Below are 24,839 nucleotides of genomic sequence, written 5' to 3'. Positions count from 1 at the left end.
CCGCTCCTCGTGGGAGCGAATTCATTCGCGATCAACCCGTCACCGAAACGCCGTGCCGGACCCGACACAGGGCGTCAACCGCATCAGGCCGGGTACCCGGTGATCTCGCGGATCTTCTGGTACAGCGGCTTCAGCTGCCGGTACATGCGCTGGTACACGCCCTGATAGAGCCGCTCGTAGATGCGTTGAGCTTGCGGGTCCGGGTGGAACACCTGGCCGACGCGGGTCATGGCGCTTATCGCCGTGGGGAAGTCCGGGTGCAACCCCAGGCCGACCGCACAGTCGATGGCGGCACCCAGCCCCGAGGTTTCGTAGACGTGTGGCCGCTCCGCCGGCAGGCCGAAGATATCGGCCGTCAGTTGCATGGCCGCATCGCTTTGCGAACCGCCACCGGAGACGCGCAAACGCTTGATCGGCGTGCCCGAGCGCTTCTCGATGCGTTCCTTGCCCTGGCGCAGCGCGTAGGCCAGGCCTTCGAGAATGGCGCGGTAGATGTGCGCGCGGGTGTGCACATCGCCGAAGCCGACGATCGAGCCCTTGGCTTCAAGCCCCGGCTCGCGGATGCCCGGCGTCCAGTAGGGCTGCAGCATCAGGCCCATGGAGCCCGGCGGCACGCTGTTGACCAGTTCGTCGAACAAGGCCTCGGGCTCGACGCCCAGCTCCTTGGCCCGCTGCATCTCGCGCAGGCCGAACTCCTGCTTGAACCAGCTGACCATCCAGAAACCGCGGTAGATCATCACCTCGGTGTTGAAGTGATCGGGGATCGCCGCCGGGTAGGGCGGGATCAGCGGAATCGTCTCCAGGTAGCTGCGCCGGGTGGTATTGATGGTCGCCGTGGTGCCGTAGGAGAGGCAGGCCGTGTCCGGCTCCACCCCGCCCGAGCCCATCACCTCGCAGGCCTTGTCGGCGCCGGCGGCGATCAGCGGCAGGCCCTCGGGGATGCCGGTCAGGCGGCTGGCCTCGGCGCTGATGCTGCCCAGGCGCTCGCCCGGCTTGAACAGGTCCGGCAGCTGCTCGCGGCGCACCGGCATCGCCTGCCACTTCCAGTCCTTGGGCGAGGCCCAGTCCAGGCGCTTGTAGTCGAACGGCAGATAGGCCACCTGGCAGGCCACCGAATCGACGAAGCGACCGCACAGGCGGTGGGTGAGGAAGCCCGACAGCAGCAGCACCTTGTGGGTGCGCTGCCAGATGTCCGGCTGGTGCTGCGACACCCAGTTCACTTCGGCCTGGGCACGGAAGTAATCCACCGTGCCTTCGATGCGCAGCAGGCGGAACAGCCAGCCCCAGGGGCCCTTGATACGCCCTTCGACCTCGGCGCGACGCTGGTCCAGCCAGATGATCGCCGGGCGCAGCGGCGTGCCCTGCTCGTCGACGTTGATCACCGTGCCGCGCTGGGTGGTGACGGAGACGCCACGGATCAGGCTGCGATCGATATCCACCGATTCCCACAGCAAGCGGCAGGCTTCGGCGAGGCTCGACCAGTAGTACTCCGCATCCTGCTCGGCCCAGCCGGGCTGCTTGGAGTAGTAGGCCTCCAGCGGCACCTTGCCCTTGCCCACCAGGTTGCCTTCCAGGTCGAACAGCAGCGCACGGACACTCTGGGTGCCGTTGTCTATCGCCAGCAGGTAGCTCTTCTCGCTCACGGTGGATTCCTTGTTCTTATTCTGCGGGCAGGCTGTAGCTGCGCTGCCAGAGCGCAGCATAGGCCCGTTCCTCGTCTTCCCAGCGCCCATCGCTCCAACCCAGGCGAACCTGGCACAGCGTGCGAATGCGCGGCATCAGCGCCGCACCGCCACCGGGCAACAACAGGCCCAGGCGGGTGCGTCGCAGCAGCAGGTCGTCCAGGTGCAGCACCAGCTCGGCTTCCGTCGCCCAGGCCAATTCGGCCCAGAGGGTATCGGTGGCGCCAACGCGCTCGCTGCCCAGTTCATCGATCAAACGGGCGACAGCGGCGAGCTCCGGGCCATGCCGCCCCGCCAGGCGCCGCTGCGCCAAGGGGCCCAGGCCAGGCAGGCTCGCCAACGGCGCCGGTTTGAATACCGCTGCACCGAGATCATCCACCGTACGGCCATTGAAGCCCGCGCAAGCGCGCAGCACCTCCAGCGCCAGCAGGCGGAAGGTGGTCAGCTTGCCGCCGGCCAGGGTCACGCAGCCGGGCTCGATCCACAGCGCATGCTCGCGCTTCTCGTCGGAGGGCTTCAGCGACGCCTCGCCGTCGCTCACCACCGGGCGCACGCCGGCCCAGGTGGAGAGCACGTCCGCACGCCCGATGGCGGCAGCAGGGAACTGCTCGCGGCAGGCAGCCAGCAGGTAGTCCACCTCCTCGGCGCTGATGCGGGCATCCAGGTCCAGCTCGTCGCGGTGATCGAGGTCGGTGGTGCCGACCACGGTCGCGCCTTCCCAGGGGAAGACGAACACCGGGCGGCCATCCGCCGGGTGCATGAAGCTGATGGCGTGGGCCAGCGGCAGGCGCCAGCCGGGCAGCAGCAGGTGGCTGCCGCGCAGGGGGCGGATGTGCTCGCTGCCTTCACGGCGGCGCAGGCGATCGGCCCAGGCACCGGTGGCCTGGGCCACGGCGCGGGTGCGCAGGGCGTAGCGCTGGCCGCTCTCGATGTCTTCCGCCACCAGGCCGACCACCTGGCCCTGCTCGCGGGTCAGCTCCACCACGCGCAGGCCATTGAGCGCCTCGCCGCCATCGCGACGGGCCTCGGCCAGCACGCGCATCACCAGGCGTGCATCGTCGGTGACCGCATCGAAGAACTGGGTGCCGCCCTGCAGCTTCGCCTCGTCCAGCCCCGGGGTGAGGAAGCGCAGCTGCTGCAATGAGTGATAGAGGTGGTTGCGCTTGCCGGCCAGGGCGTCGTAGACCGCCAGCAGGCTGCCAAACACGCGGGGGCCGGGGAAGCCGCCACGGTGGGGCATGACGAAGCTCAGCGGGTCCACCAGCCCCGGCGCCTCGGCCAGCAGGCGTTGGCGTTCGCGTACCGAGTCACGGGTCAGGCCGAACTGGCCCTTGGCGATATAGCGCAGGCCGCCGTGGACCATCTTCGAGGAGCGGCTGGAAGTACCCCAGGCGAAGTCGCGCTGCTCCAGCAGCAGGCACTTCCAGCCACGCCGGGCCGCCTCGCGGAGGATGCCGGCGCCGGTGATGCCGCCGCCGACGACGATCAGGTCCCAGTCCCGCGCCGCCAGCTCCGGCAGCGCGCGCTCGCGCCAGGCCGCGTTCCAGGGCTGCATGGTCAATCCTGGATCAGCACGCCGGGGGCCAGGCGGCCCTCGGGGTCGAAGTGCCCGGCCAGTGCCTTGAGCACCGCCATGCCGCGCTCGCCCTTCTCCACCGGCAGCCAGGGTGCGTGGTCACGACCCACGCCGTGCTGGTGGCTGATGGTGCCGCGGTTGTGCGCGATCACCTCGCTGGCCGCGCGCTTCAAGCGGCTCCAGCGCTGCAGGGCCTGCTCGTAGCTGGCACCCGGACGGAACACGTAGGTGGTGTAGATGCTGGAGCCCTCGCCGTAGACGTGGGACAGGTGGGTGAAGACGTGGACGCGCTCGCCCTCCTCCGCCAGGCCGTCACGCAGGCTGGCCTCCACCTTATTCAGCAGGTTGTCGACATTGAGCCAGTCGGTGGCGGTCTCCAGGGTGTCGACCACGTAGCCGGCATCCCACAGGCCATGGCGCAGGTAGGGGAAGCGGAAGCGGTTCTCCGCCCACTTCTTGCCCAGCAGGGTGCCGGTGAACACGCCACCGAAGCCCTTCAGCAGCTTCTTCGCCTGGCGCAGCGACACGGCGTTCTGCTGGCGGTTGCCGGTGACGCCGAAGGTCAGCATGCATTTGCCGGTGCGCGCACCGCGGAAGGCCAGGTACTTCTCCAGCAGGGCGATCTGCTCGGGGTGGCCGGCCAGGGCCAGCTGGGTTTCGGTCTCGATGGCGTTGGACAGGCGCAGCATCGACAGCGGCACCCGCGCCTGGGCCAACGCACGGATGCCCGCCAGGGCCTGCTCCCAGCTGGGCAGGAACACGGCGTAGAAGCTTTCCTGGTCGGCCAGGCGGGTGACCCGCACACGCACTTCGGAAATCACCCCGAAGCGGCCTTCGGAGCCCAGCACCACTTCGCGCAGGTCCGGCCCCGCGGCCGAGGCCGGGAAGGTCGGCAGCTCCAGCGGGCCGTCGAAGGTTTCCAGGGTACCGCCGGCGAACAGTTGCTCGATGCGGCCATAGCGCAGGGATTGCTGGCCGCTGGAACGGCTGGCGACCCAGCCGCCGATGGTCGAGAGCTCCCAGGATTGCGGGAAGTGGCCGAGGGTGTAGCCCTTGGCACGCAGCTGGCTCTCCACCTGCGGCCCGTTGGCGCCGGGGCCGAAGGTGGCGATCAGGCTTTGCTCGTCCAGGTCCAGCAGGCGGCTCATGCGTTCGAGGGACAGGGTCAGCACCGGCCGCTCGCCGGCCTGAGGGTTGATGTGGCCGGCCACCGAGGTGCCGCCGCCGTAGGGGATGAGCACGATGTCATGGGTCCGGGCCCAGGCCATCAGCTGGCGGATGTCCTCGGCGGTTTCGGGGTAGGCGACACCGTCGGGGAACACCTCGAAACGGCCTTCACGCATGGCCAGCCAATCCGGCAGGCTCTGGCCACGGGCGTGGCGCACGCGCTCCTCGGCGTCCTGGCTGACCAGCACATGGGGCGGCAGGCGCGAAGCCGGGACCTGCGCCAGCACCTGCGCGAGGGTGGCGTCGTCCAGGCGCTGCCCGGCGCCGACGCGCTGGGCCAGAAAATCCGTGCCATTGGCCGGCAGTTCCACCACGGTCGACTCTTCACCCCAGCCGTTCCAGCGTCGCATGCCCATCTCCTTGTTCGAGTTGTTTCGGAGGCTTTCAATGGGTGCCTATACTAGCCAGCCGCGCAAGGGCGTCACTGTCGGATCGGGACAGTGGCTATCGCCAATCAAGACATTCAGAACAAGAAGAAACCATGGATTCCCTCGGCTATACCTCCGTCCCCGCCCTGCTCAAGTACCTGCGCCATGCCGAGCACCTCGGCCTGGACGTGGCCGCTGCGCTCGACGCTGCCGGCATCCGCGCCGAGGAGCTGGCCGACAACGGCAAGCGCATGCCCAGCGAAGCCCATGAACGCCTGCTGCAGCACCTGATGGCGGTCTCCGACGACCCCTTGTTCGGCCTGCATTCCGCGCGCTTCGTGCAGCCGGGCTCGTGGAGCGTGCTCGGCTACATCACCATGAACTGCGCCACCCTGGGCGAGGCCATGAGCCGCATCGTCCCGTACGAAAAACTGGTGGGCGACATGGGCACCAGCCGCATGGAAGCCGCCGGCGACCATATCCGCCTGATCTGGAACTGCCGCCACGAAGCTCCGGAGATCCGCCGCCACATGGTGGAGAACGTGCTCGCCTCCTGGCTGCTCTACGCCCGCTGGATCGCCGACATGGAGCGCTCGCCCCGCGAGGTCTGGTTCGAACACGCCCAGCCCGCCGGCACCCGCCTGGAGGACTACGAAGAAGTCTTCGGCTGCCCGATCCGCTTCGACCAGGCCTGCAACGCCCTGCTGGTGCCCATGGAGTACCTCGGCGTGCCCCTGCGCCAGGCCGACGCCAACCTGCTGCGCACCCTCGAGGAACACGCCCTGGCGCTGATGGCCGGGCTGGACCAGGACGAACCCCTGCCGCAACGGGTGAAGAACGCCCTGCGCCTGCTGCTCAAGGATGGCCTGCCACGAAAGGAACGGGTCGCGGAGAAATTCCACATGACGGTGCGCACCCTGCAGCGCCACCTGCAGCAGGCCGGCACCAGCTACCAGCAGATCCTCGACGAACTGCGCCAGGAACTGGCCGAGCACTACCTGCTGCGCAGCGACCTGGCCATCCAGGACATCGCCAGCTACCTCGGCTTCACCGAGTCACGCTCCTTCCACCGCAGCTTCAAGACCTGGACCGGGCAGACGCCGGGGGAATACCGCGAGGCCAAGCGGCAGGGCTAAGCCGCATCCGACATGTTCACCGGTCAGTGTGTAGGGCGGGTGAAACCCGCGAGGGGTGTCGAGTTGAGCTGTCGGGTTGCACCCGACCTACGTTCGATGGCTGGCGCAACACACGACAACACACCTGCTGATGTAGCCCGGGCTTCAGCCCGGGACCCCGCTTGCAGCCCGGACCGAAGTCCGGGTTGCAGGGTTCAGGCGTGCAGTTCGCTCAGCGGGATGAAGCGCAGGCTGTCGCCTTCGGCCAGGGTGGTGCCTTCCAGCACCTCCACCAGGCCTTCGGCCCAGGCGGCGCTGCGCAGCACACCGGAACTCTGGTTGCGGTAGATCACCGCGCGGCCGTTTTCGAGGCGGGCGCGCAGGTACTCGCGGCGGTTGCCCGGTTTGCTCCAGGTGAAGCCGGCCGGTACCGGGAAGCCCAGGGGCGCGACCTTGTCCACGCCGAGGCGGCGCAGCAGGTAGGGCCGGGTGAGCAGGCCGAAGGTCACCAGGGTGGAGGCCGGGTTGCCCGGCAGGCCGATCACCGGCACACCCTGGAAGTGGCCGAAGGTGAGCGGCTTGCCCGGCTTGATCGCCAGCTTCCACAACGCCAGTTCGCCGGCCTCGCGCAGGGCCAGGCCGAGGAAGTCCGCCTCGCCGACGGAGACGCCACCGGTGGAGAGGATCAGGTCGACGCCGGTCAGCTCGCCCAGGGCCTTGCGGGTCAGTTCCAGGTCGTCGGCGAGGATGCCGCCATCCACCACCTCGCAACCCAGGCGGCGCAGCCAGGCGATCAGCAGGGTGCGGTTGCTGTTGTAGATCTGCCCCGGGCCGAGCGGCTGGCCCGGCGCGACCAGTTCATCACCGGTGGAGAGCACCGCCACGCGGGGCCGGCGGCGCACCTGCAGGCGCGCGGCGCCGAGGGTGGCGGCCAGGCCCATTTCGATGGGGCCCAGCAGGGTGCCGGCATCCAGCACGGTTTCGCCGCTGCGGGTTTCCTGGCCCTTGGGACGCACGTTCTGCCTGGCACTCATGGGCTCGATGAAGCGCACGCGGCCGTCGTCCAGCACCTCGGCGTTTTCCTGCATCTCCACCGTGTCCGCGCCTTCGGGCAGCGGCGCGCCGGTGAAGATGCGCGCACAGGTGCCCGGCTGCAGCGGGCCGGGGGCGCTGCCCGCCTGAATGCGCTGGCTGACCACCAGCGGCTCGCCGCTCCAGTCGGCCAGGCGCAGGGCGTAGCCATCCATCGCACTGTTGTCCCAGGGCGGCAGGTCGAGGCCGGCCACCAGGGGTTCGGCCAGCACACGGCCATCGGCATCGGCCAGGGCGACCTCTTCCTGCTCGCGGATGGCGGCCTCCCCGGCCAGTTTCAGCAGCCGGGCCAGGGCGTCTTCCACCGGCATCAGGCCGGGGTTGTCGCAGCAGCTCACCCGCGGCTCTCGCAGGCGTCGGCGCGGGTCAGGTGCGGCACGAAGTTGCAGGGGCGGTGGCGGTTGTCCAGCTGCTCGGCGAGGATGCCGTCCCAGGCGGTGCGGCAGGCGTTGGTGGAGCCCGGCAGGCTGCACACCAGGGTGCCGTTGGAAAGGCCGGCCAGGGCGCGGGACTGCATGGTGGAGGTGCCGATGTCGGCCACCGAAATCTGCCGGAAGTACTCGCCGAAGCCGTCCACCTGCTTGTCCAGCAGGCAGGCGATGGCCTCGGGGGTGCTGTCGCGCCCGGTGAAGCCGGTGCCGCCGGTGATCAGCACCACCTGCACCGCGTCCTCGGCGATCCAGGTCGCCACCTGGGCGCGGATCTTGTAGAGGTCGTCCCTCAGCAGCACGCGGGCGGCGAGCTTGTGCCCGGCAGCGGTGAGGCGGTCGACGAAGAGCTGGCCGGAGGTGTCGGTCTCCAGGCTGCGGGTGTCGCTGACGGTGAGAACGGCGATGTTCAGGGGCACGAATACCGCCTCGGCCTTGTGGTTCATGGCAGGCTTCCAGTTGTAGGACAGAATGGCCGGTGTTATATCACAGCGCCGCCCCTCCCGAGAGCCCGCCCATGCCCGGCAACGCCCCCCTTCCCTGCTCCGTTCTGCTGCTCGCCGGCGGCCGCGGCCAGCGCCTGGGCGGCCGCGACAAGGGCCTGGTGGAATGGCGCGGCCAGCCGCTGATCGTCTGGCTGCATGCCGCCACCCGCGCACGCACCGATGACCTGATCATTTCCTGCAACCGCAACGCCGAGCGCTACGCGCAATGGGCGGACCAACTGGTGACGGACGACAGCCCCGATTACCCGGGCCCACTGGCCGGCATCCGAGCCGGGCTGGCCGCCGCGCGCCACGACCACCTGCTGGTGTTGCCCTGCGACGCGCCGCTGGTGGACGCCCCCCTGCTCGACTCACTGCTGCGCGAAGCCGGCGAGCGGCCGGTGATGCTGCACCAGGGCGGTTACTGGGAGCCGCTGTTCAGCGTGCTGCCGCGCACCCTTTTGCCGCAGATCGAACAGGCCTGGCAGGCCGGTGAGCGCAGCCCGCAACGCATCCTCCGCACCCTCGACCCGATCGCCGTGGAATGCCCGGTGGGCGACCCGCGCCTGGCCAACCTGAATACGCCGGATCTGCTGGAGAACCCGCGCGGATCGGGATGAAATCCAGCGGGCTTCCGGAACTTTGCCGGCTGGTTTTCCGTCAGAGCCCGAGAACCTCCCGTTCATTCATCAAGGAGATGGAAGATGAACCAGCGGATCATTCCCGCATTCGTACTCGCGCTCGGCCTGGTTACCCTGGCCGGCTGCTCGTCCCCCACCGTGATCACCCTGAACGACGGCCGCGAGATTCAGGCCGTGGACAAGCCCGATTACGACGATGACTCCGGCTTCTACGAGTTCGAGCAACTCGATGGCAAGCGCGCCAAGGTCAACAAGGACCAGGTTCGCACCATCAAGGAACTCTGAGCCTTATCCGGCGACCTTCCCGGTCGCCTGAACAAGCCCGTCGCGGGGTCACCCGAGGCGGGCTTCGTTTTGTCCGCCCCCTGCAACAGGGCAATACCCCCGGACGCCGCGGCAGCCCTGCCCCGGTAAAAAAATTTCAGCTAACCCCTTGTCGACCAAAAAGTTTTCTGTAGAATGCGCGCTCATTCCACGGAGCGTAGCGCAGCTTGGTAGCGCGTCTCGTTCGGGACGAGAAGGTCGCTGGTTCGAATCCAGTCGCTCCGACCATATCCCGAAAAAACCCGCCTTATAGGCGGGTTTTTTATTGCCTGCGAAAAAGCCGGCCCCTTTCCTTTCTTCCCCCGCCCTCTCCCCTCCGCAAAAAAGAAGCCCGATGCGGGTGCATCGGGCTTCGTCGTGTTGGGCCTCGTTACGCTTAGCGCCAATCTACCCTGTGCGCATTGCCTCAGTGGGCGTTGGCCGCCGCACCGGGCTTGGCGCCGAAGGGTGGCTTGGCCAGCCAGATGAGCAGGATCAACCCCATGCAGACCCAGCCGATCATCGTGAAGTAGTCGATGGTCGACATCATGTACGCCTGCCCGGTGACGATGTGGTCCAGGGACGCTGCGTTCTGCTGGCTCATGCCGCCCATCTGCTCCAGCGCCTCGCGGGTACCGGGCTCGTAGGCGCTGATGTGCTCGGTGAGGTAGGCATGGTGCTGGTCGGCGCGGCGTATCCAGATCCAGGTGGTGAGCGAGGCCGCGAAGCTGCCGCCCAGGGTCCGCAGGAAGGTGGCCAGGCCGGAGCCGTCGGCGATTTCGTTCTGCGGCAGGTCCGAGAGCAGGATGCTGAGGATCGGCATGAAGAACAGCGCCACACCGAAGCCCATGAACAGCTGCACCAGGGCGATGTGCAGGTAGTCCACCTCGGTGGTGAAGGACGCCCGCATGAAGCAACTGGCACCGATGGCGAAGAACGCCAGGCTGGCCAGCACGCGCAGGTCGAAGTTCTGCGCGTAACGCCCCACGAAGGGCGACATGATCACAGGCAGCAGGCCGATGGGCGCCGCCGCCAGGCCGGCCCAGGTCGCGGTGTAGCCGAGCTGGGTCTGCAGCCACTGCGGCAACAGTAGGTTGATGCCGAAGAAGGCCGCGTAGCCGCCCACCAGCGCCACGGTACCGGCGGTGAAGTTGCGGTGGCGGAACAGCCGCAGGTTGACGATGGGGTGGCGGTCGGTGAACTCCCAGATGATGAACACCGCCAGGGCGATGACCGCGATCACCGTGCCACCGATGATGAAGTTCGATTCGAACCAGTCCAGGTCGTTGCCCTTGTCGAGCACGATCTGCAACGCGCCGACGCCGATCACCAAGGTCGCCAGGCCCATCCAGTCCATGGGCTCGCGCTTGAGCGTAACCGGCCGCTTGCGCAGCTGCTGGTAGACCACGAAGGCGGCGAACAGGCCGATGGGCAGGTTGATGAAGAAGATCCACGGCCAGCTGAAGTCGTCGGTGATCCAGCCACCGAGAATGGGCCCGGCAATGGGCGCCACCACCGTGACCATCGCCAGCAACGCCAGGGCCATGCCCCGCTTCGCCGGTGGGTAGATCGACAGCAGCAGGGTCTGGGTGATGGGGTACAGCGGCCCGGCGACGAAGCCCTGGAGGGCGCGGAAGCCCACCAGGCTGTTCATCGACTGGGCCACGCCGCAGAGGAAGGACGCCAGCATGAACAGCAGCGTGGCGCCGATGAACAGGCGCACCTCGCCCACCCGCCGGCTCATCCAGCCGGTCAGCGGCAGGGCGATGGCGTTGCTCACCGCGAAGGAGGTGATCACCCAGGTGCCCTGCTCCGAACTCACCCCCAGGTTGCCGGCGATGGTCGGCAGGGCGACGTTGGCGATCGTGGTGTCGAGCACCTGCATGAAGGTCGCCAGCGACAGGCCGATGGTGGCCAGCACCAGGTTCGGCGGGGTGAAGCTGGCTGCTGCGTTCTCGCTCATGGTCGCCGTCTCAGCGCTGCGCGGTCTTGTGGGTGGCGTCCGGGCCGTTGGCGTGGATCAGCTGCTCGATCAACTGGTCGGCTTCCGCCAGCTGGCGCTGGTAGACGTCGGTAGCGAACAGCGGCTTCTTCGGTGCCTGCTGGGCCAGGGACGGGCCACTCTGGTCGTGCAGGTCGACCTTGACACTCATCGACAGGCCGATGCGCAGCGGGTGCTCCTTGAGCTGCTCCGGGTTGATGCGGACGCGCACCGGCACGCGCTGGACGATCTTGATCCAGTTGCCGGTGGCGTTCTGCGCCGGCAGCAGGGAGAAGGCGCTGCCGGTACCGACGCCGAGGCTGTCCACGGTGCCGCTGTACTTCACGTCGCCGCCGTAGAGATCGGACTCGATCTCCACCGGCTGACCGATGCGCATGTTCTTCAACTGGGTTTCCTTGAAGTTGGCGTCGATCCACACCTGGTCCAGGGGGATGACCGCCATCAGCGCGGTGCCGGGCTGCACGCGCTGGCCCAGCTGCACGGTGCGCTTGGCGACATAACCGGTGACCGGGGCAACCAGGGTGGCGCGGGCGTCTTCCAGGTAGGCCTGGCGCAGGGTCGCGGCGGCAGCCTTCACATCCGGGTGGGAGGCGATCACGGTGTCGTCCACCAGGGCACGGCTGCTGTTGAGCTGCTGCTCGGAGCTGGTCAGGGAGCTTTGCGCGGAGTCCAGGGCGTCACGGGCGTGGGCCAGTTCCTCCTGGGAGATCGCACCATCCTTGGCCAGGTTGCGACGGCGGGCGAAGTCGGCACGGGCCTTCTCCAGGGCGACCTTCTTCGCCGCCACCTCGGCCTTGTAGCCGTCCACGCTGTTGTACAGGCCGCGCACCTGGCGCACGGTGCGCGCCAGGTTGGCTTCGGCCTGCTGCAGGCCGATCTCCGCATCGCTGGGGTCGAAGCGCACCAGCACCTGGCCTTCGTGCACCAGGTCGCCGTCATCGGCGCCGATGCTGGTCACGGTACCCACGGTCTGCGGGGTGATCTGCACTACGTTGCCGCCGATGTAGGCGTCGTCGGTGTGCTCGCTCCAGCGGCCGAAGAGCTGCTCCCAGGCGAAGCTGAGGGCGGCGAGGATGAGGATCACGGCAAGCAGGATGAGCAGCATCCGCTTGCGCTTGGGGTTGCCTTGGACGGCGGTTTCCGAAGTCTGGGTGGTCATGGTCTGTGCCTCGTTCATTCAGTGGCGGCCGGGCGGGCGCCCTGGGCGAGCGGAGTCTGTTCGGGTTGGAAGCCACCGCCGAGGGCCTGCACCAGGCGCACGGAGGTGTCGATCTGCTGGACGTCCAGGCTGGCCAGCTGGCGTTCGGTGACCAGCAGTTGCTGCTCGACGCTGAGGGCGTCCAGGTAGTTGCCGATGCCTTCGCCGTAGCGACGCATGGCGAGGTCGTAGTTGGATTTGGCGATGTCACGGGCCTGGCGCTGCACCTCGATCTGCTGCGCCAGGGAGCGCAGCTGGCTGAGGTCGTCGCTGACCTCGCCGAGGGCGCCCACCAGGGTCTTGTTGTACTGGGCCACGGCCAGGTCGTAGTCGGCGTCCACGCCGGCCAGGTTGGCGCGCAGACGGCCGCCATCGAACACCGGCAGGGAGATGGCCGGCGCCACCTGGTAGAAGCGGCTGTCGCCCTGGAACAGGTCGCCGCTGCTCAGGGCGGCGAGGCCGACCATGGCACTGAGGTTGAGGTTGGGATAGAAGCCGGTCTTGGCCGAGTCGATGCCCTTGCTCGCCGCTTCGACGCGCCAGCGCGCGGCGATCACGTCCGGGCGGCGGCCGAGCAGTTCGGCCGGCAGGTTCGACGGCAGCGCCAGGGCGGTGGGCTGCAGCACCACGGGGCGCTGGATGCGCTGGCCACGATCGGGGCCCTGCCCCAGCAACACGGCGAGGGTGATGCGATCGCTGTCGATCTGCTGCTCGGCGGCCAGCAGTTGCTGGCGCGCGGCGGCCTGCTGGGCCTCGCTCTGTTGCAGCTGCACCTTGCTGTCCAGGCCGGCGGCCAGGCGCTGCTTGCTGAGGCTGTAGAGGTGTTCGGAGCGCTTCAACTCTTCTTCCGCCAGGTCACGGGCGACGAAGGCATAGGCGAGCTGGCTGTAGGCGCGGGCGACACTGGCGGACAGGTTCAGGCGCGCGGCCTGTTGGTCCACCTCGGCGGCGCGGGCCTGGCCGAGGGCGGCTTCCCAGGCGGCACGCTTGCCGCCCCAGAGGTCGAGGTCGTAACTGAAACCGAGGGACAGGTACTTCACCGCGGCATAGCTGCCGCCAATGGGCGCGGGCACCACGCTCTCCGGCGCTCGGGCACCGGAATAGCTGGCGCTGGCATTGACGCTGGGCATGCGCGCGGCGTCCTGCGCCTGGGCTTCGGCCAGGGCCTTGCGGGTGCGGGCGCTGGCCACCTGCAGGTCCGGCGAGCCAGCCAGGGCTTCCTCCACCATGGCATCGAGCTGGGCATCGCCCAGTTGCTTCCACCAGTCCTGGCGCGGCCAGGCGGCGCTCAACGGGGTACCCGCGAGGCTGCGCCCGGCCTGCAGGGCAGCGGCATCCAGGGCCTTGCCCTCGGGCTCCAGGTCGCTGGAGCTGGCGCAGGCGGCCAGGGCTAGGGCGGCACCGAGCACCAGGGCGCTACGCCCCAGGCGTGCTGTGCGGCTGAATTCACTCATTGTTAGTGGCTCCGATCGGCGCGCACGGGTCGCGCCCTTGCAGGATCTTGCCCAGCAGGCCCACCAGGGTCCGGAGTTCCTCAGTGGTCAGCGGGCTGGTGAGTTCGTTCATGGCGTCGGCGACGATCTCCGGCATCTGCTGGCTGATGCGTAGGCCGTCTTCGCTGAGGGCCAGGCGCACGCTGCGACGGTCCTCCGGGCAGGGCTTGCGCAGCAGCAGGCCCTTCTTCTCCAGGCGGTCGAGCATGCGGGTCATGGAGCCACTGTCCACCGAGAGCTCGCGGCACAGGTCGGCCGGAGTGTTGGCGCGGTCCATGTAGATGAACATCAGCACCTTGAACTGCGCGGAGGTGATGTCCAGGGGCGCCAGGTAGCGATCGAGCAGGCGGTCCTTGAGCATGGCGGAGCGCCCGATGTACTGGCCGACGGAGCCGGTGAAGGGGTAGTCGGCGGGGCTGTAGTGCTTCATTGGCTAATATCTGCCTAGGCAGTAACTGACTGGGCAATCATACAAGCGACGAAACATTTGGCAAGGTATTCACTGTTGCTTTAAATCGACAATCCGTTCCGCAAAAGGGGGATTGATCGGCGCAAAGGCAGTCGCCACAGGCTGCCGTGACGTGCAGAGAGAAGATACGGAGAGGGGAAGCGGCCGACCGGCGGTCAGCGTTCGAGGAAGGCGGCGACCTTGGCCGCGTCGAAAGGCCAGTCCAGTTCCGCACCGGTGTCGCAGCGACGCAACACGGGAATGCGCAGGGCGTAGTCGTCCATCCATTCCTCGCGGTCGGCGATGTCCATCAACTCGACCATCAGGCCATGCTCGACGAAGGGCATCAGCACGCCCTCCGCCACTTCACAGAGATGGCAACCCAGGGTGCCGAACAGGCTGCATTCGGGGAGCATCGCCACGCGCCTCGCCAATCAGGAAAGGCGCGAATTCTAGCATGCCTCAGGCCTTGGCCGAGTCGTCCTTGGCGGCGGCCGGCAGCAGGTTCTGCAGCCCGTCCAGCAGCTTGCTGTTGAACGCCTGGGCCTTGTCCAGCTGGTTGTCGCTGAGGCGCTCGTTGAGCGAGAAACCGCCGTTGAGCAGGTCCTGCAGCGTGCCTTTCGGGTCGTCGGAGAGCTTGGCGGCGTTCTTCAGCGCTTCCAGCATGCCCTTCGCGTAGTCCTGCAGCGAGGTGTTCACCGCGCTGGCCGGTTGGCCGCCTTCCTGGGCCACGGAGCCGTAGGTGCTGGTGGCCTTGACCCTGGTCTGGGTGAGGTTGAGCGACATGGAAGCCAGCTGATCGCCGTTCATGTTCAGGGCCAGCGCGCGGTCGAAGGCGCCGTTGAGGTCACCGGAGTAGAACTTGCTGGAGACATCCTGCACCTGGTCGAGCAGGTCGCTGAGCGCGGCCCTCTCCTCGTCGTTGAGGTCGCCATCCACCTGCACCTTCCAGCCGCCGATCTGCATGCTGCCGGACTCGGAACGGGTACCCGAGGTGCTCTTGCCGTCCTTGTCGGAGCCCGTCGAGGAGGTCTTCGACCAGTCGGCCGAGGCCTGGGCGATGGAGATCTTCACCTTGTCGCCTTCCTTGGTGGTCACCTCCATGTCGAAGGTCGAGGAACGCGCGGAGAAGCTCTGGGTGGAGCTGCTGACACTGGTGCTGCCGGAAGTGCCGGTGCTCGGCGTGTTGCCATCCAGGCCCAGGGAGCTGGCCAGGTTGTTCAAGCCATCCTGGATCTTGCCGAAGGTGTCTTCGATGTCACTGGCGATCTTGCCGCCGAGCACACCCAGGCCCTGAAGGATCTTCTTCGCCTCGGCGAAGCCCTTCTCCACGCCTTCGCGGGCCTGGTCGAGCATCTTCTGCAGCTTCTCGGTGTCGGCACCATTGGCCGCTTCGGCCTTGATGCGCCCGCCGACGAAGTCGAGGATGCGCCCGGCCACCTTGTCGGGCGTGTAGTCATCCTGGGTCTTGCCGGCCAGGCTGCCAGGCTCGATGCCCAGGCGCTGGGCAACACGGTTGGCCAACACGTTCTGCGCATTGGTGGCGTTACGGGTCGCGCTGTCGATCTTGTTCAGATAACTCGGGCGCGTGGTTGCGGAAGCCAGGGAATCGAGGGTCTTCATAGTGGCGGTCCCGGAGAATCGGATGTACACCGATTTGACGGCAGCCCCGGGAAAACCTTGAGAACGAATCCGTTCGCAGCCGATGGACGGCAGTGACCGATATTGACGTCAGACGTTCGTCGCGTCCGACGTGGCGACACCCGCCGCGCCCAACAGCACCGCTGCGGCATCCCTGGCCTCCCGTGCCTGCTCGGCCGGGCCCTGCACATGGGCCATGGCGATCGCCCCTTCCATCAGGTACTGCAACTGCCGCGCCAGGCGCTCGGGTTCGGCGACCCCCAGGCGTTCGAGGGCGCTGCGGAAATGCAGCTGGGCGTTGGCCTTGTGGAGGGCGGCGACGCGGTGGATCGGGTGCTCGCGGTCATGGAACTCGGCGGCGGCGTTGACGAAGGCGCAACCGAAGAACTCCTTGCCATGCAGCAACTGGTGCAGGCCATCGAAGACGGCAAGGATCGCCGCCCTCGGCGCCAGGTTCTCCAGCGCCCAGGCCATCATCTGGCGACTGGGTTCCAGGCGCTGGCGCAGGGCCGCCTCGATCAGCTCGTCCTTGGACTTGAAATGCTTGTACAGCGTCATCTTCGCCACGCCGGACTCGGCGAGGATGCGATCGATGCCGGTGGCGTGGAAACCATCGCGGTAGAACAGCGCGATGGCGGTGTCGATCAACTGATCGCGTTTGCTCGAAGCCATGTGGAACCTCCTGACCGGCGCATTATGCGCATCCGCCCGCACCGGCTCAAACCCGCACCACTGCTGCCTTCTGGCAACGGGGTGGAGTTGGCGCTTGAAATATACAGACCTGTCTGTCTAATATCCAGCCGCACAACGACCACAGGGATCACCACCATGCAGCTCCACGACTTCCCCCTCTCCGGCAACTGCTACAAGGTGCGCCTGTTCCTCGGCCTGACCGGCCAGCGCGCCGAAATCATCACGGTCAACCTGGCCGCCGGCGAACAGAAGCAACCGGCATTCCTCGCCATCAACCCACGGGGTCAGGTTCCGCTGCTGGTGGACCAAGGCAGCAGGTTGGCGGACTCCCAGGCCATCCTCGTCTACCTGGCACGCCGTTATGCGCCGCAATGGCTGCCCGACGATGCCCTGCAGCAGGGCCGCATCGCCAGCTGGCTGAGCTACGCCGCCAACGAGTTGCACCACGGCCCGGCCGCCGCGCGGGTGATGAAACTGTTCGGCCGGCCCGGCGACCTAGAAGCCACCCAGGCCAAGGCGCGCCAGGTGCTGGCGATGGTGGAGCTGCAACTGGGCCGGCACGCCTGGCTGGCCGAAGGCGAGGCCCCCAGCGTCGCCGATGTCGCCAACTACCCCTACCTGGCGATGGCCGGGGAAGGCGGGCTCGACCTCACCCCCTACCCACACATCCGCCAATGGTGCGATCGCATCCGCGCCCTGCCCGGCTATGTCGAGCTGCCGCACCTCTGACCCTCTCCGCCATCGCAAGGAAGCCGTACATGCGCCTGCTCCCCCTACTCCTCGCCAGCCTGCTGCTGATCGCCAGCCCCTTCGCCAGCGCCCAGGGCCTGCGCTTCGCCCTGGTGAAGACCTCCCACGCCGAAACCCTCGACGCCTTCACCATGGAGGGCGGCCAGTGGACGCAGACCGTCGCGGTCAACCACGTCGCCGTGCTCATCCAGCACCACGCCGCGACCCTGCTGCTGGATACCGGGCTCGGCCGCCAGGTGGACGCCCAGTTCCAGGGCGACATGCCCTGGTGGGACAAACCGCTGTTCAAGTACGAAACCGTCACCCCCGCACGGGACCAACTGGACCGTGACGGCATCCGCGTCGACCGCATCCTCCTCACCCACGCCCACTGGGACCACGCCTCGGGCCTGGCCGACTTCCCCGAGGTGCCAGTCTGGGCGCCCTGGGCGGAAATCGAGTTCAGCCAAATCGCCACGCCGCCAGCGGTGCTGCCCAGCCAGTTCGCCCACAAGGTCCTCTGGCAGCCCTTCGAGTTCCTGCCCGAGCCCTACATGGGCTTTGACCAGAGCCTCGACCTGTTCGGCGACGGCAGCCTGGTGCTGGTACCGCTCACCGGGCACACACCAGGCTCGGTGGGTCTGTTCCTCACCCTCGACGACGGCCGGCGCTTCTTCTTCACCGGCGATACCAGCTGGCGCCTGGAAGGCTTCACCGGGCCCCACGAGAAGTTCTGGGTCAGCCGGCGGATGGTGGACAACGACCGCGACGGCACCCGTGCCCAGCTGCAACGGGTGCACGACCTGCTGCTGGCCCAACCGAACCTCACCGTGGTGCCGGCCCACGACGCCGCCGTGCAGGACCGCCTCGGCTACTACCCGCAGTGGGTGCAGTGAGGCCGACCAATGTCTAAATGACGATTCTGTTACCAGATGCTTAATTCCACTCGTTGCAACGGGGCGGCCCAACCGCCCCGAAACCCCAACGAGGAGACAATAACAATGAGCAAGACCTCGCTCGCGCACGCCATTGCCCTGGCAGCGCTCAGCACCGGCCTCACCCTGCCCGGCCTCGCCCAGGCCGAATTCCTGAAAGACAGCAAGGCCAGCGTCGAGCTGCGCAACTTCTACTTCAACCGTGACTTCCGCCAGGACGGCGCCGCCCAGTCCAAGGCCGAGGAGTGGGCCCAGGGCTTCCTGCTGCGCTACGAATCCGGCTTCACCGAAGGCACCATCGGCGTTGGCGTCGACGCCATCGGCGCGCTGGGCATCAAACTCGACTCCAGCCCCGACCGCACCGGCACCGGCCTGCTCAAGCGCGACCGCGAAGCGCCCAACCGCGCCCAGGACGAATATGGCGAAGTGGGCCTGACCGCCAAGTTGCGCGCCTCCAAGAGCGTGCTCAAGGTCGGCACCCTGCTGCCCAAGCTGCCCACCGTGCAGTACAACGACTCGCGCCTGCTGCCGCAGACCTTCCAGGGCGGCCACATCAACTCGATGGAAATCGACGGCCTGACCCTCGACGCCGGCCAGCTCAAGCAGGTGAACCAGCGCGACTCCTCGGACTACGAGGACATGACCATCACCAACAGCCGCGTGGCCTCCACCGGTGCCGGCGGTGCCCGTGGCATCACCTTCCGCGGCGGCCAGACCAGCGACGAATTCAACTTCGCCGGCGCCACCTACAAGTGGAACGACAGCCTCTCCACCGGCTACAACTACGGCAACCTGGACGAGTTCTACAAGCAGCACATCTTCACCGTGCTGCACACCCTGCCGCTGGGTGACAAGCAATCGCTGAAGAGCGACATCCGCTACGCCCGCTCCACCGACGAAGGCAACAGCAACGTCGACAACAAGGCCTTCGGCGCCATGTTCACCTATGCCCTGGGCGGCCACGCCTTCGGCCTCGGCTACCAGAGCATGAGTGGCGACACCGGCTACGCCTACATCAACGGCACCGACCCTTACCTGGTCAACTACGTGCAGATCGGCGACTTCGCCGCCAAGGACGAAAAATCCTGGCAGGCGCGCTACGACTACAACTTCGCCTCCATGGGCATTCCCGGCCTGACCTTCATGACCCGCTACCTGTCCGGCGACAACGTCGACCTGGGCGCCGGTCGCCCCGAAGGCAAGGAATGGGAACGCAACACCGACATCGCCTACGTCTTCCAGGACGGCCCGCTGAAGAACCTCGGCGTGAAATGGCGCAACGCGACCGTGCGCTCCACCAACTTCGGCAGCGACATCGACGAGAACCGCCTGATCGTCAGCTACGTGGTACCGCTCTGGTAGTCGCCACTGCGCAACGTGAAAGCCCGCCAATCGGCGGGCTTCTTCGTTTAATGGGAGTGTGCCGGGCTTGGCCCGATCAATCCTGGCTGGTGGCGCCGATCTTGTGGATCGACAGGTCCGCGCCGTAGTACTCCTGCTCCTGGGACAAGCGGATGCCGAGGGTCTTCTTCAGCAGGCCGTAGACCAGGAAGCCCCCCACCAGCGCCACCAGCACACCGAGGCCGGTGCCGATCAGCTGGCTCACCAGGCTGACGCCGCCCAGGCCACCGAGGGCCTCCTGGCCGAAGATGCCGCAGGCGATACCGCCCCAGACGCCGCACAGGCCGTGCAGCGGCCACACGCCCAGCACGTCGTCCAGTTTCCATTTCACCTGGGTCGCGGTGAAGGCCCAGACGAACAGGCCGCCCGCGATGGCGCCAGTCACCAGCGCACCCACCGGGTGCATCAGGTCGGAGCCGGCGCAGATCGCCACCAGCCCGGCCAGCGGGCCGTTGTGCAGGAAGCCCGGGTCATTGCGGCCCACCAGCAGCGCGGCGACCGTGCCGCCGACCATCGCCATCAGCGAGTTGACCGCCACCAGTCCGCTGACACCCTGCAGGGTCTGCGCGCTCATCACGTTGAAGCCGAACCAGCCGACGATGAGGATCCACGAGCCAAGCGCCAGGAAGGGGATGTTCGACGGGGCGAAGGCCACCAGGCGGCCATCGCGGTAGCGGCCATCACGGCGCCCCAGCAAGACCACCGCGCCAAAGGCCAGCCAGCCGCCCACGGCGTGCACCACCACGGAGCCGGCGAAGTCATGGAAGCTGGCGCCGAAGCTCGCCTTCAGCCAGTCCTGCAGGCCGAAGTTGCCGTTCCAGATCAGCCCCTCGAAGAAGGGATAGACGAAGGCCACGATCAGGGCGGTGGCGCACAACTGCGGGCCGAACTTGGCGCGCTCGGCGATGCCGCCGGAGATGATCGCCGGGATGGCGGCGGCGAAGGTCAGCAGGAAGAAGAACTTCACCAGCGCATAGCCATGGTCGGCCGCCAGCTCACTGGCCGGCTGCAGGAAGGTCACGCCGTAGGCCACCCAGTAGCCGATGAAGAAATAGGCCAGGGTGGAGATGGCGAAGTCCGAAAGGATCTTCGACAGCGCGTTGACCTGGTTCTTCTGGCGCACGGTGCCCACTTCGAGGAAGGCGAAGCCGGCGTGCATGGCGAGCACCATCACGGCGCCCATCAGGATGAACAGGGTGTTGGAGCCGTGGATCAGGGTTTGCACGGCACTGTTGAGGTTTTCCATTGGCAGGAAGGCTCCGGCAGATAAAAAGCACCAATACGGGTCAAATCGCGCCGGACACGCACCACCCTGAAGCCGCCACGCCCTCGAACGGGTCGGAGCCTGGGGCCATAACGGGGCGAAGCGGTGGAGACGGCAGTTTGAGTTTTCAGGCTTTCTCGTTGTTTTTCATATGCTTGCCAGCGGTCAACAGCCTTGTCGGAGCCTCATTGAGCGCCCGATAACGGGGCGCTCCGGCACGCTGGCGCACCAGGGCGTTGCAAGCGCCATACCAGCGCCCGGGGGCAAATATCGGCGGAACCTAACCCAAGCGCGGGGACTCACAACAACCAAGCCCCTCCAAGGAGATTCACGCCATGCCCCGCAAGTCCGCTAGCCGCGCCCAAGACGACCTGCTGACCGAATTCCAGGCCCTCGTCGGTGACACCGAGAAACTGCTGCAACACACCGCCAGCCTGGCCGGCGACCAGGCCGAGGAGCTGCGCCTGCAGATCCACGAATCCCTCAAGCGCGCCCGCGAGACCCTGCAACTGACCGAAGAGAAGATCGTCGACAAGGGCAAGGCCGCCGTCGCCGCCACCGAGGACTACGTGCAGGAACACCCCTGGCAGACCATCGGCCTTTCCGCCGGCATCGGCTTCCTCCTCGGTCTGCTCGCGTCGCGCCGCTGACCATGGAGCCGGGAATGGAATCCGGCCCGCAGAGCGCGGGCCAAGGCCCCTCCCCGCGGCGCCTCGGCGCCGCCTTCCTCGGCCTGTTGCACAGCCACGTCGAGCTGTTCGGCATCGAGCTGCAGGAGCAGAAGGCCAACACCCTGCGCCTGCTGCTGTTCGCCGGCCTGTCGCTGATCTTCGCCCTGCTCCTGCTGGTGGCGCTATCCGCGTTGCTGCTGGTGCTGTTCTGGGACAGTGCACGGATCGAAACCATCAGCGGCCTGTGCCTCTTCTACTTCCTGCTCACCGGCTACTGCGCCTGGCGCCTGAAACAGGCCGTGGACGATGAGTCCTCCCCCTTCTCCGCCACGCTCGAAGAGCTGGCCCAGGACCGCGAGCGCCTGATGCCATGAGCCTGCCCGAAACGCACCGCACCACCTCCCGCCGCGAACTGCGCAAGGCGCTGGTGCGCCTGCGCCTGGAGATGCACCGCCAGGAGATCCGCCACGAGACCCTGGTCCTTACCCAGCCCCTGCGCCGCGCCAAGGGCATCGCCAGCAGTTGGCAGCAGCAACTGGGCGGCATGCCCCATGCTCCACTTTGGGGCATTGCCGGGGTCGCCGCCTTGGGCTTCTTCGCCGCCCGTAGTGGCAATCTGACTCGACTGATCCGCCTGGGCAGCAGCCTGATGCCCTTGCTGGGCGCCGCCTTGCGCCGCCCCTCCGCGAAGCCGCCGTCCCCTCCAAAGGTCTGATCGTCGGACAAGCTGGCCACATTCTTGCTATGCAAGGGAGCCGGTAGAGACCGGTTCCCTTCGCGTCGTTTCGACGAGCGCGTGCATTTCGGGCCAGCCCTAAGGAGTCACCGTGATAGAGGGGCAACCGCTTGCCTGCTTCCAGCCGTTCATCGACACCGCGACAGGACGCATCGCCGGGGTCGAAGCCCTGGGACGCCTGCGCCAGGATGATGGCCGGCTGCTCTCGGTCGGCCCGCTGTTCGCCGATTCCAAGGTGCCGCCTGCAGCCCTGCGTCGCCTCGACCGGGAAATCCGCGAGGACGCCCTCAAGCGCCTGCACGAGGCACCGGCGGACTGGTTCCTCAGTATCAATATCTCGCCCCGCTGGATCAGCCGCCTGCGCCCGGGCCAGGCCCTGCCCAGCCTCAAGCAACTGGAGCGCAACGGCGTAGCGCCCGAGCGCATCGTCTTCGAGATCACCGAACTGGGCGGCGCCAGCCAGCGCCTGCCGGACGTGGTCGCCCGCTACCGCCAGGCCGGCGCACGCATCGCCATCGACGACTTCGGTGCCGGCTACTCCCAGCTCGACCGGGTGCTGGCCCTGCAACCGGACATCCTCAAGCTCGACATGCAGCTGTTCCAGGCCGCGGCCCGGGGCGGCCCCAGCGGCGAGGTGGTCAAGGCACTGGCACAGATGGCCGAGAAGACCGGCTGCTGGATCATCGCCGAGGGCGTGGAAACCGAGGCCGAGCTGGACTTCGCCCTGGAGTGCGGCGCCCGCTACGTGCAGGGCTACCTGTTCGCCAAGCCGGAGCTGGAATTCTTCGCCGCCGACGCCTTCGTCGAACGCTTCGCCCAGCTGCGCGACCAGTACGTGCAGCGCAAGCTGGCCGAACGCGCACGGCTGATGACCATGCGCCAGCAACTGACCCAGCTGATGAACCAGCTGCGCAACTGGGCCGAAGGCCACGCACGGCTCGAGGCCCTGCCCTCCCCCGAGCTTTACCCCTGGCTGCTGCGCATCTACCAATGCGACCGCAATGGCACCCAGCTCACCCCGAACCTGGAATGGCACGGCCAGCAATGGCGTGAAGACGCCCGCTACCAGGGCCACAACTGGTCCTGGCGGCCGTACTTCTATCACCTGCTCGCCGAGGGCTGGGAAGAACGCCGGCTGACCCTTTCCAGCACCTACCGCGACGCCACCACCAACCAGTACTGCCTGACCGCCGGCCAGTTCATCGACAACGGCGACCGCCTGCTGCTGGTGGATATCGACGCCGCCGGGCTCTGACGGACGGCGCCTGCGGGAACTCGCGCATTCGCCCTTGGTCCCCTTGCGGTGCCCCGCGTTAATCCGGAAGCTAGCCCCCTTCAGCCACTGAAGGCGAGGACTGGCGTTGGACTGGCAGACACTGCTCACCCGTGAACGGCTCGGCAAACCGGTGCACAGCACCGAGGAACTGGGCCGCAGTTCGTTTCACAAGGACCATGACCGCATCATTTTTTCCGGCGCATTCCGCCGCTTGGGGCGCAAGACCCAGGTCCACCCGGTCTCCAGCAACGACCACATCCACACCCGCCTGACCCATTCCCTGGAGGTCGGCTGCGTCGGTCGCTCCCTGGGCATGCGCGTGGGTGAAGTGCTGCGTGAGGAGATGCCGGATTGGTGCGACCCGGCCGACCTCGGCGTGATCGTGCAGTCGGCCTGCCTGGCCCACGACATCGGCAACCCGCCGTTCGGCCATTCCGGCGAGGACGCCATCCGCCACTGGTTCCAGCAGGCCTGCGCACGCGGCTGGCTGGACGCCATGAGCGACACCCAGCGCGCCGACTTCCTCAGCTTCGAGGGCAACGCCCAGGGCTTCCGTGTGCTCACCCAGCTGGAATACCACCAGTTCGATGGCGGTACGCGGCTGACCTACGCCACCCTCGGCACCTACCTCAAGTACCCCTGGACGGCCCGCCACGCCGAAGCCCTTGGCTACAAGAAACACAAGTTCGGCTGCTACCAGAGCGAGCTGCCGCTGCTGGAGCAGATCGCCCACAAGCTCGGCCTGCCGCAACTGGAGGAGCAGCGCTGGGCGCGCCATCCGCTGGTGTACCTGATGGAGGCGGCCGACGACATCTGCTACGCCTTGATCGACCTGGAAGACGGCCTCGAAATGGAGCTGCTCGACTACGAGGAGGTGGAGGCCGTGCTGCTCGGCCTGGTGGGCGACGACCTGCCGGAAACCTACCGCCAGCTGGGCCCGCGTGATTCGCGGCGGCGCAAGCTGGCGATCCTCCGCGGCAAGGCCATCGAACACCTGACCAATGCCGCCGCCCATGCCTTCGTCGACCAGCAGGGCGCGTTGCTCAGCGGCACCCTGCAGGGCGACCTGGTGGAGCACATGCATGGCCCGGCCAAACACTGCGTGCTGCGCGCCAAGGCCATCGCCCGCGAGCGCATCTTCCAGGACAAGCGCAAGACGCTCCATGAAATCGGCGCCTACACCACCCTGGAGATCCTGCTCAACGCGTTCTGCGGTGCGGCGCTGGAGCAGCATGGCGGGCGCACGCCCTCGTTCAAGAACCGGCGCATCCTCGACCTGCTCGGCAACAACGCCCCGGACCCGAGCTGGCCGCTGTACCGCTCATTCCTGCGGGTGATCGATTTCATCGCCGGGATGACCGACAGCTACGCCACGGAAATGGCTCGCGAAATGACCGGGCGCTCCAGTCCCGTCTAGGGTTACCAGGCCACCCGT

Annotated in this window: 24 protein-coding genes and 1 tRNA gene; 12 read left to right on the top strand and 13 right to left on the bottom strand. The window is 67.4% G+C overall.

Features of this window, described 5'->3' with window-relative positions; genetic code table 11:
* Nucleotides 1–83: 83 nt before the first annotated feature.
* The 3 genes from PSm6_RS19305 to PSm6_RS19295 are packed head-to-tail and all read right to left on the bottom strand — an operon-like array spanning nucleotide 84 to nucleotide 4,835.
* The gene (locus PSm6_RS19305; RefSeq protein ID WP_265167987.1) at nucleotides 84–1,643 is read right to left on the bottom strand and encodes an FGGY-family carbohydrate kinase; all 1,560 of its coding nucleotides are present in this window, start codon (nucleotides 1,641–1,643) and stop codon (nucleotides 84–86) included.
* Nucleotides 1,644–1,659: 16 nt separating this feature from the next.
* Nucleotides 1,660–3,237, bottom strand: coding sequence for a glycerol-3-phosphate dehydrogenase/oxidase (locus PSm6_RS19300; protein ID WP_265167986.1), 1,578 nt, complete (start codon nucleotides 3,235–3,237; stop codon nucleotides 1,660–1,662).
* 2 nt (nucleotides 3,238–3,239) lie between these two features.
* Complete coding sequence (locus PSm6_RS19295) at nucleotides 3,240–4,835, bottom strand: FAD-binding oxidoreductase (RefSeq protein ID WP_265167985.1); 1,596 nt, start codon at nucleotides 4,833–4,835, stop codon at nucleotides 3,240–3,242.
* A gap of 131 nt (nucleotides 4,836–4,966) precedes the next feature.
* Between PSm6_RS19295 and gliR the strand changes: the two genes are divergently transcribed.
* Nucleotides 4,967–5,989 carry an AraC family transcriptional regulator GliR gene (gene gliR / locus PSm6_RS19290; RefSeq protein WP_021219556.1) on the top strand — a complete coding sequence of 341 codons (1,023 nt, stop codon included), beginning with the start codon at nucleotides 4,967–4,969 and terminating at the stop codon, nucleotides 5,987–5,989.
* A 194-nt stretch (nucleotides 5,990–6,183) separates the two neighbouring features.
* Here the strand turns inward: gliR and PSm6_RS19285 are convergent, their stop codons facing one another.
* Both PSm6_RS19285 and moaB read right to left on the bottom strand, forming a co-directional pair.
* Nucleotides 6,184–7,371, bottom strand: coding sequence for a molybdopterin molybdotransferase MoeA (locus PSm6_RS19285; protein WP_081672224.1), 1,188 nt, complete (start codon nucleotides 7,369–7,371; stop codon nucleotides 6,184–6,186).
* A gap of 23 nt (nucleotides 7,372–7,394) precedes the next feature.
* Nucleotides 7,395–7,934 (bottom strand): molybdenum cofactor biosynthesis protein B, encoded by a 540-nt coding sequence (gene moaB / locus PSm6_RS19280; protein WP_043243902.1) that lies wholly within the window; start codon nucleotides 7,932–7,934, stop codon nucleotides 7,395–7,397.
* 71 nt (nucleotides 7,935–8,005) lie between these two features.
* Between moaB and mobA the strand changes: the two genes are divergently transcribed.
* From mobA to PSm6_RS19265, 3 genes are all read left to right on the top strand, one after another.
* On the top strand, nucleotides 8,006–8,593 hold the full coding sequence (mobA, locus tag PSm6_RS19275; RefSeq protein ID WP_043243901.1) for a molybdenum cofactor guanylyltransferase MobA: 588 nt from the start codon (nucleotides 8,006–8,008) through the stop codon (nucleotides 8,591–8,593).
* Nucleotides 8,594–8,677: 84 nt separating this feature from the next.
* Nucleotides 8,678–8,899 (top strand): YgdI/YgdR family lipoprotein, encoded by a 222-nt coding sequence (locus PSm6_RS19270; RefSeq protein ID WP_021219560.1) that lies wholly within the window; start codon nucleotides 8,678–8,680, stop codon nucleotides 8,897–8,899.
* Nucleotides 8,900–9,089: 190 nt separating this feature from the next.
* Nucleotides 9,090–9,166 (top strand) — tRNA-Pro (locus tag PSm6_RS19265).
* Nucleotides 9,167–9,344: 178 nt separating this feature from the next.
* On the opposite strand, the gene PSm6_RS19260 is transcribed toward PSm6_RS19265, so the two are convergent.
* From PSm6_RS19260 to PSm6_RS19230, 7 genes are all read right to left on the bottom strand, one after another.
* Entirely contained in the window at nucleotides 9,345–10,880 is a 1,536-nt protein-coding gene (locus PSm6_RS19260; protein ID WP_043243900.1) for a DHA2 family efflux MFS transporter permease subunit, read from the bottom strand.
* Nucleotides 10,881–10,890: 10 nt separating this feature from the next.
* Entirely contained in the window at nucleotides 10,891–12,078 is a 1,188-nt protein-coding gene (locus PSm6_RS19255) for an HlyD family secretion protein (protein WP_043243899.1), read from the bottom strand.
* A 14-nt stretch (nucleotides 12,079–12,092) separates the two neighbouring features.
* A complete protein-coding gene (locus PSm6_RS19250; RefSeq protein WP_265167984.1) occupies nucleotides 12,093–13,571 on the bottom strand; it encodes an efflux transporter outer membrane subunit in 1,479 nt (492 codons plus the stop codon).
* Complete coding sequence (locus PSm6_RS19245) at nucleotides 13,564–14,040, bottom strand: MarR family winged helix-turn-helix transcriptional regulator (RefSeq protein ID WP_265167983.1); 477 nt, start codon at nucleotides 14,038–14,040, stop codon at nucleotides 13,564–13,566. The genes PSm6_RS19250 and PSm6_RS19245 overlap by 8 nt, the downstream gene beginning before the upstream one ends.
* A 194-nt stretch (nucleotides 14,041–14,234) precedes the next feature.
* Nucleotides 14,235–14,474 (bottom strand): glutaredoxin family protein, encoded by a 240-nt coding sequence (locus tag PSm6_RS19240; RefSeq protein ID WP_021219565.1) that lies wholly within the window; start codon nucleotides 14,472–14,474, stop codon nucleotides 14,235–14,237.
* 46 nt (nucleotides 14,475–14,520) lie between these two features.
* Nucleotides 14,521–15,681 carry a DUF5610 domain-containing protein gene (locus tag PSm6_RS19235; protein ID WP_265167982.1) on the bottom strand — a complete coding sequence of 387 codons (1,161 nt, stop codon included), beginning with the start codon at nucleotides 15,679–15,681 and terminating at the stop codon, nucleotides 14,521–14,523.
* Between the two features lie 108 nt (nucleotides 15,682–15,789).
* Nucleotides 15,790–16,371, bottom strand: coding sequence for a TetR/AcrR family transcriptional regulator (locus PSm6_RS19230; protein ID WP_043243894.1), 582 nt, complete (start codon nucleotides 16,369–16,371; stop codon nucleotides 15,790–15,792).
* A 156-nt stretch (nucleotides 16,372–16,527) separates the two neighbouring features.
* Here PSm6_RS19230 and PSm6_RS19225 point away from each other — a divergent pair, with 156 nt between their 5' ends.
* The 3 genes from PSm6_RS19225 to PSm6_RS19215 all read left to right on the top strand — a co-directional run bounded on the left by PSm6_RS19225 (nucleotide 16,528) and on the right by PSm6_RS19215 (nucleotide 19,418).
* Nucleotides 16,528–17,121 (top strand): glutathione S-transferase family protein, encoded by a 594-nt coding sequence (locus PSm6_RS19225; RefSeq protein WP_265167981.1) that lies wholly within the window; start codon nucleotides 16,528–16,530, stop codon nucleotides 17,119–17,121.
* Nucleotides 17,122–17,150: 29 nt separating this feature from the next.
* Nucleotides 17,151–18,017, top strand: a complete 867-nt coding sequence (locus PSm6_RS19220) for an MBL fold metallo-hydrolase (RefSeq protein WP_265167980.1) — start codon at nucleotides 17,151–17,153, stop codon at nucleotides 18,015–18,017.
* A gap of 105 nt (nucleotides 18,018–18,122) precedes the next feature.
* Entirely contained in the window at nucleotides 18,123–19,418 is a 1,296-nt protein-coding gene (locus PSm6_RS19215) for an OprD family porin (RefSeq protein WP_043243888.1), read from the top strand.
* Nucleotides 19,419–19,494: 76 nt separating this feature from the next.
* On the opposite strand, the gene PSm6_RS19210 is transcribed toward PSm6_RS19215, so the two are convergent.
* Nucleotides 19,495–20,703 (bottom strand): ammonium transporter, encoded by a 1,209-nt coding sequence (locus tag PSm6_RS19210; protein WP_265167979.1) that lies wholly within the window; start codon nucleotides 20,701–20,703, stop codon nucleotides 19,495–19,497.
* 353 nt (nucleotides 20,704–21,056) lie between these two features.
* Here PSm6_RS19210 and PSm6_RS19205 point away from each other — a divergent pair, with 353 nt between their 5' ends.
* The 5 genes from PSm6_RS19205 (at nucleotide 21,057) to PSm6_RS19185 (ending at nucleotide 24,821) form a co-directional block, all read left to right on the top strand.
* Nucleotides 21,057–21,371 (top strand): ElaB/YgaM/YqjD family protein, encoded by a 315-nt coding sequence (locus PSm6_RS19205; protein WP_021219572.1) that lies wholly within the window; start codon nucleotides 21,057–21,059, stop codon nucleotides 21,369–21,371.
* Nucleotides 21,372–21,373: 2 nt separating this feature from the next.
* Entirely contained in the window at nucleotides 21,374–21,766 is a 393-nt protein-coding gene (locus PSm6_RS19200; protein WP_031287714.1) for a phage holin family protein, read from the top strand.
* On the top strand, nucleotides 21,763–22,107 hold the full coding sequence (locus tag PSm6_RS19195; RefSeq protein ID WP_184489205.1) for a hypothetical protein: 345 nt from the start codon (nucleotides 21,763–21,765) through the stop codon (nucleotides 22,105–22,107). Before PSm6_RS19200 ends, PSm6_RS19195 begins: the two co-directional genes overlap by 4 nt.
* Nucleotides 22,108–22,219: 112 nt before the next feature.
* A complete protein-coding gene (locus tag PSm6_RS19190) occupies nucleotides 22,220–23,383 on the top strand; it encodes an EAL domain-containing protein (protein ID WP_043243883.1) in 1,164 nt (387 codons plus the stop codon).
* Nucleotides 23,384–23,489: 106 nt separating this feature from the next.
* Complete coding sequence (locus PSm6_RS19185) at nucleotides 23,490–24,821, top strand: deoxyguanosinetriphosphate triphosphohydrolase (RefSeq protein WP_043243882.1); 1,332 nt, start codon at nucleotides 23,490–23,492, stop codon at nucleotides 24,819–24,821.
* The last annotated feature ends 18 nt before the right edge of the window (nucleotides 24,822–24,839 follow it).

This window comes from Pseudomonas solani (genome assembly GCF_026072635.1).
Taxonomy (GTDB): domain Bacteria; phylum Pseudomonadota; class Gammaproteobacteria; order Pseudomonadales; family Pseudomonadaceae; genus Metapseudomonas; species Metapseudomonas solani.
The sequence above is the reverse complement of the archived record's forward strand: the minus strand, read 5'-3'. Positions and strand labels throughout refer to the sequence as shown.

What these genes read in the sequence shown, in the direction of transcription:
- PSm6_RS19300 (WP_265167986.1), bottom strand. Translation starts at nt 3,237, where the DNA reads ATGCAGCCCTGGAACGCGGCCTGGCGCGAGCGCGCGCTGCCGGAGCTG.
- PSm6_RS19295 (WP_265167985.1), bottom strand. Translation starts at nt 4,835, where the DNA reads ATGCGACGCTGGAACGGCTGGGGTGAAGAGTCGACCGTGGTGGAACTG.
- gliR (WP_021219556.1), top strand. Translation starts at nt 4,967, where the DNA reads ATGGATTCCCTCGGCTATACCTCCGTCCCCGCCCTGCTCAAGTACCTG.
- PSm6_RS19285 (WP_081672224.1), bottom strand. Translation starts at nt 7,371, where the DNA reads ATGCCGGTGGAAGACGCCCTGGCCCGGCTGCTGAAACTGGCCGGGGAG.
- moaB (WP_043243902.1), bottom strand. Translation starts at nt 7,934, where the DNA reads ATGAACCACAAGGCCGAGGCGGTATTCGTGCCCCTGAACATCGCCGTT.
- mobA (WP_043243901.1), top strand. Translation starts at nt 8,006, where the DNA reads ATGCCCGGCAACGCCCCCCTTCCCTGCTCCGTTCTGCTGCTCGCCGGC.
- PSm6_RS19270 (WP_021219560.1), top strand. Translation starts at nt 8,678, where the DNA reads ATGAACCAGCGGATCATTCCCGCATTCGTACTCGCGCTCGGCCTGGTT.
- PSm6_RS19260 (WP_043243900.1), bottom strand. Translation starts at nt 10,880, where the DNA reads ATGAGCGAGAACGCAGCAGCCAGCTTCACCCCGCCGAACCTGGTGCTG.
- PSm6_RS19255 (WP_043243899.1), bottom strand. Translation starts at nt 12,078, where the DNA reads ATGACCACCCAGACTTCGGAAACCGCCGTCCAAGGCAACCCCAAGCGC.
- PSm6_RS19250 (WP_265167984.1), bottom strand. Translation starts at nt 13,571, where the DNA reads ATGAGTGAATTCAGCCGCACAGCACGCCTGGGGCGTAGCGCCCTGGTG.
- PSm6_RS19245 (WP_265167983.1), bottom strand. Translation starts at nt 14,040, where the DNA reads ATGAAGCACTACAGCCCCGCCGACTACCCCTTCACCGGCTCCGTCGGC.
- PSm6_RS19240 (WP_021219565.1), bottom strand. Translation starts at nt 14,474, where the DNA reads ATGCTCCCCGAATGCAGCCTGTTCGGCACCCTGGGTTGCCATCTCTGT.
- PSm6_RS19235 (WP_265167982.1), bottom strand. Translation starts at nt 15,681, where the DNA reads ATGAAGACCCTCGATTCCCTGGCTTCCGCAACCACGCGCCCGAGTTAT.
- PSm6_RS19230 (WP_043243894.1), bottom strand. Translation starts at nt 16,371, where the DNA reads ATGGCTTCGAGCAAACGCGATCAGTTGATCGACACCGCCATCGCGCTG.
- PSm6_RS19225 (WP_265167981.1), top strand. Translation starts at nt 16,528, where the DNA reads ATGCAGCTCCACGACTTCCCCCTCTCCGGCAACTGCTACAAGGTGCGC.
- PSm6_RS19220 (WP_265167980.1), top strand. Translation starts at nt 17,151, where the DNA reads ATGCGCCTGCTCCCCCTACTCCTCGCCAGCCTGCTGCTGATCGCCAGC.
- PSm6_RS19215 (WP_043243888.1), top strand. Translation starts at nt 18,123, where the DNA reads ATGAGCAAGACCTCGCTCGCGCACGCCATTGCCCTGGCAGCGCTCAGC.
- PSm6_RS19210 (WP_265167979.1), bottom strand. Translation starts at nt 20,703, where the DNA reads ATGGAAAACCTCAACAGTGCCGTGCAAACCCTGATCCACGGCTCCAAC.
- PSm6_RS19205 (WP_021219572.1), top strand. Translation starts at nt 21,057, where the DNA reads ATGCCCCGCAAGTCCGCTAGCCGCGCCCAAGACGACCTGCTGACCGAA.
- PSm6_RS19200 (WP_031287714.1), top strand. Translation starts at nt 21,374, where the DNA reads ATGGAGCCGGGAATGGAATCCGGCCCGCAGAGCGCGGGCCAAGGCCCC.
- PSm6_RS19195 (WP_184489205.1), top strand. Translation starts at nt 21,763, where the DNA reads ATGAGCCTGCCCGAAACGCACCGCACCACCTCCCGCCGCGAACTGCGC.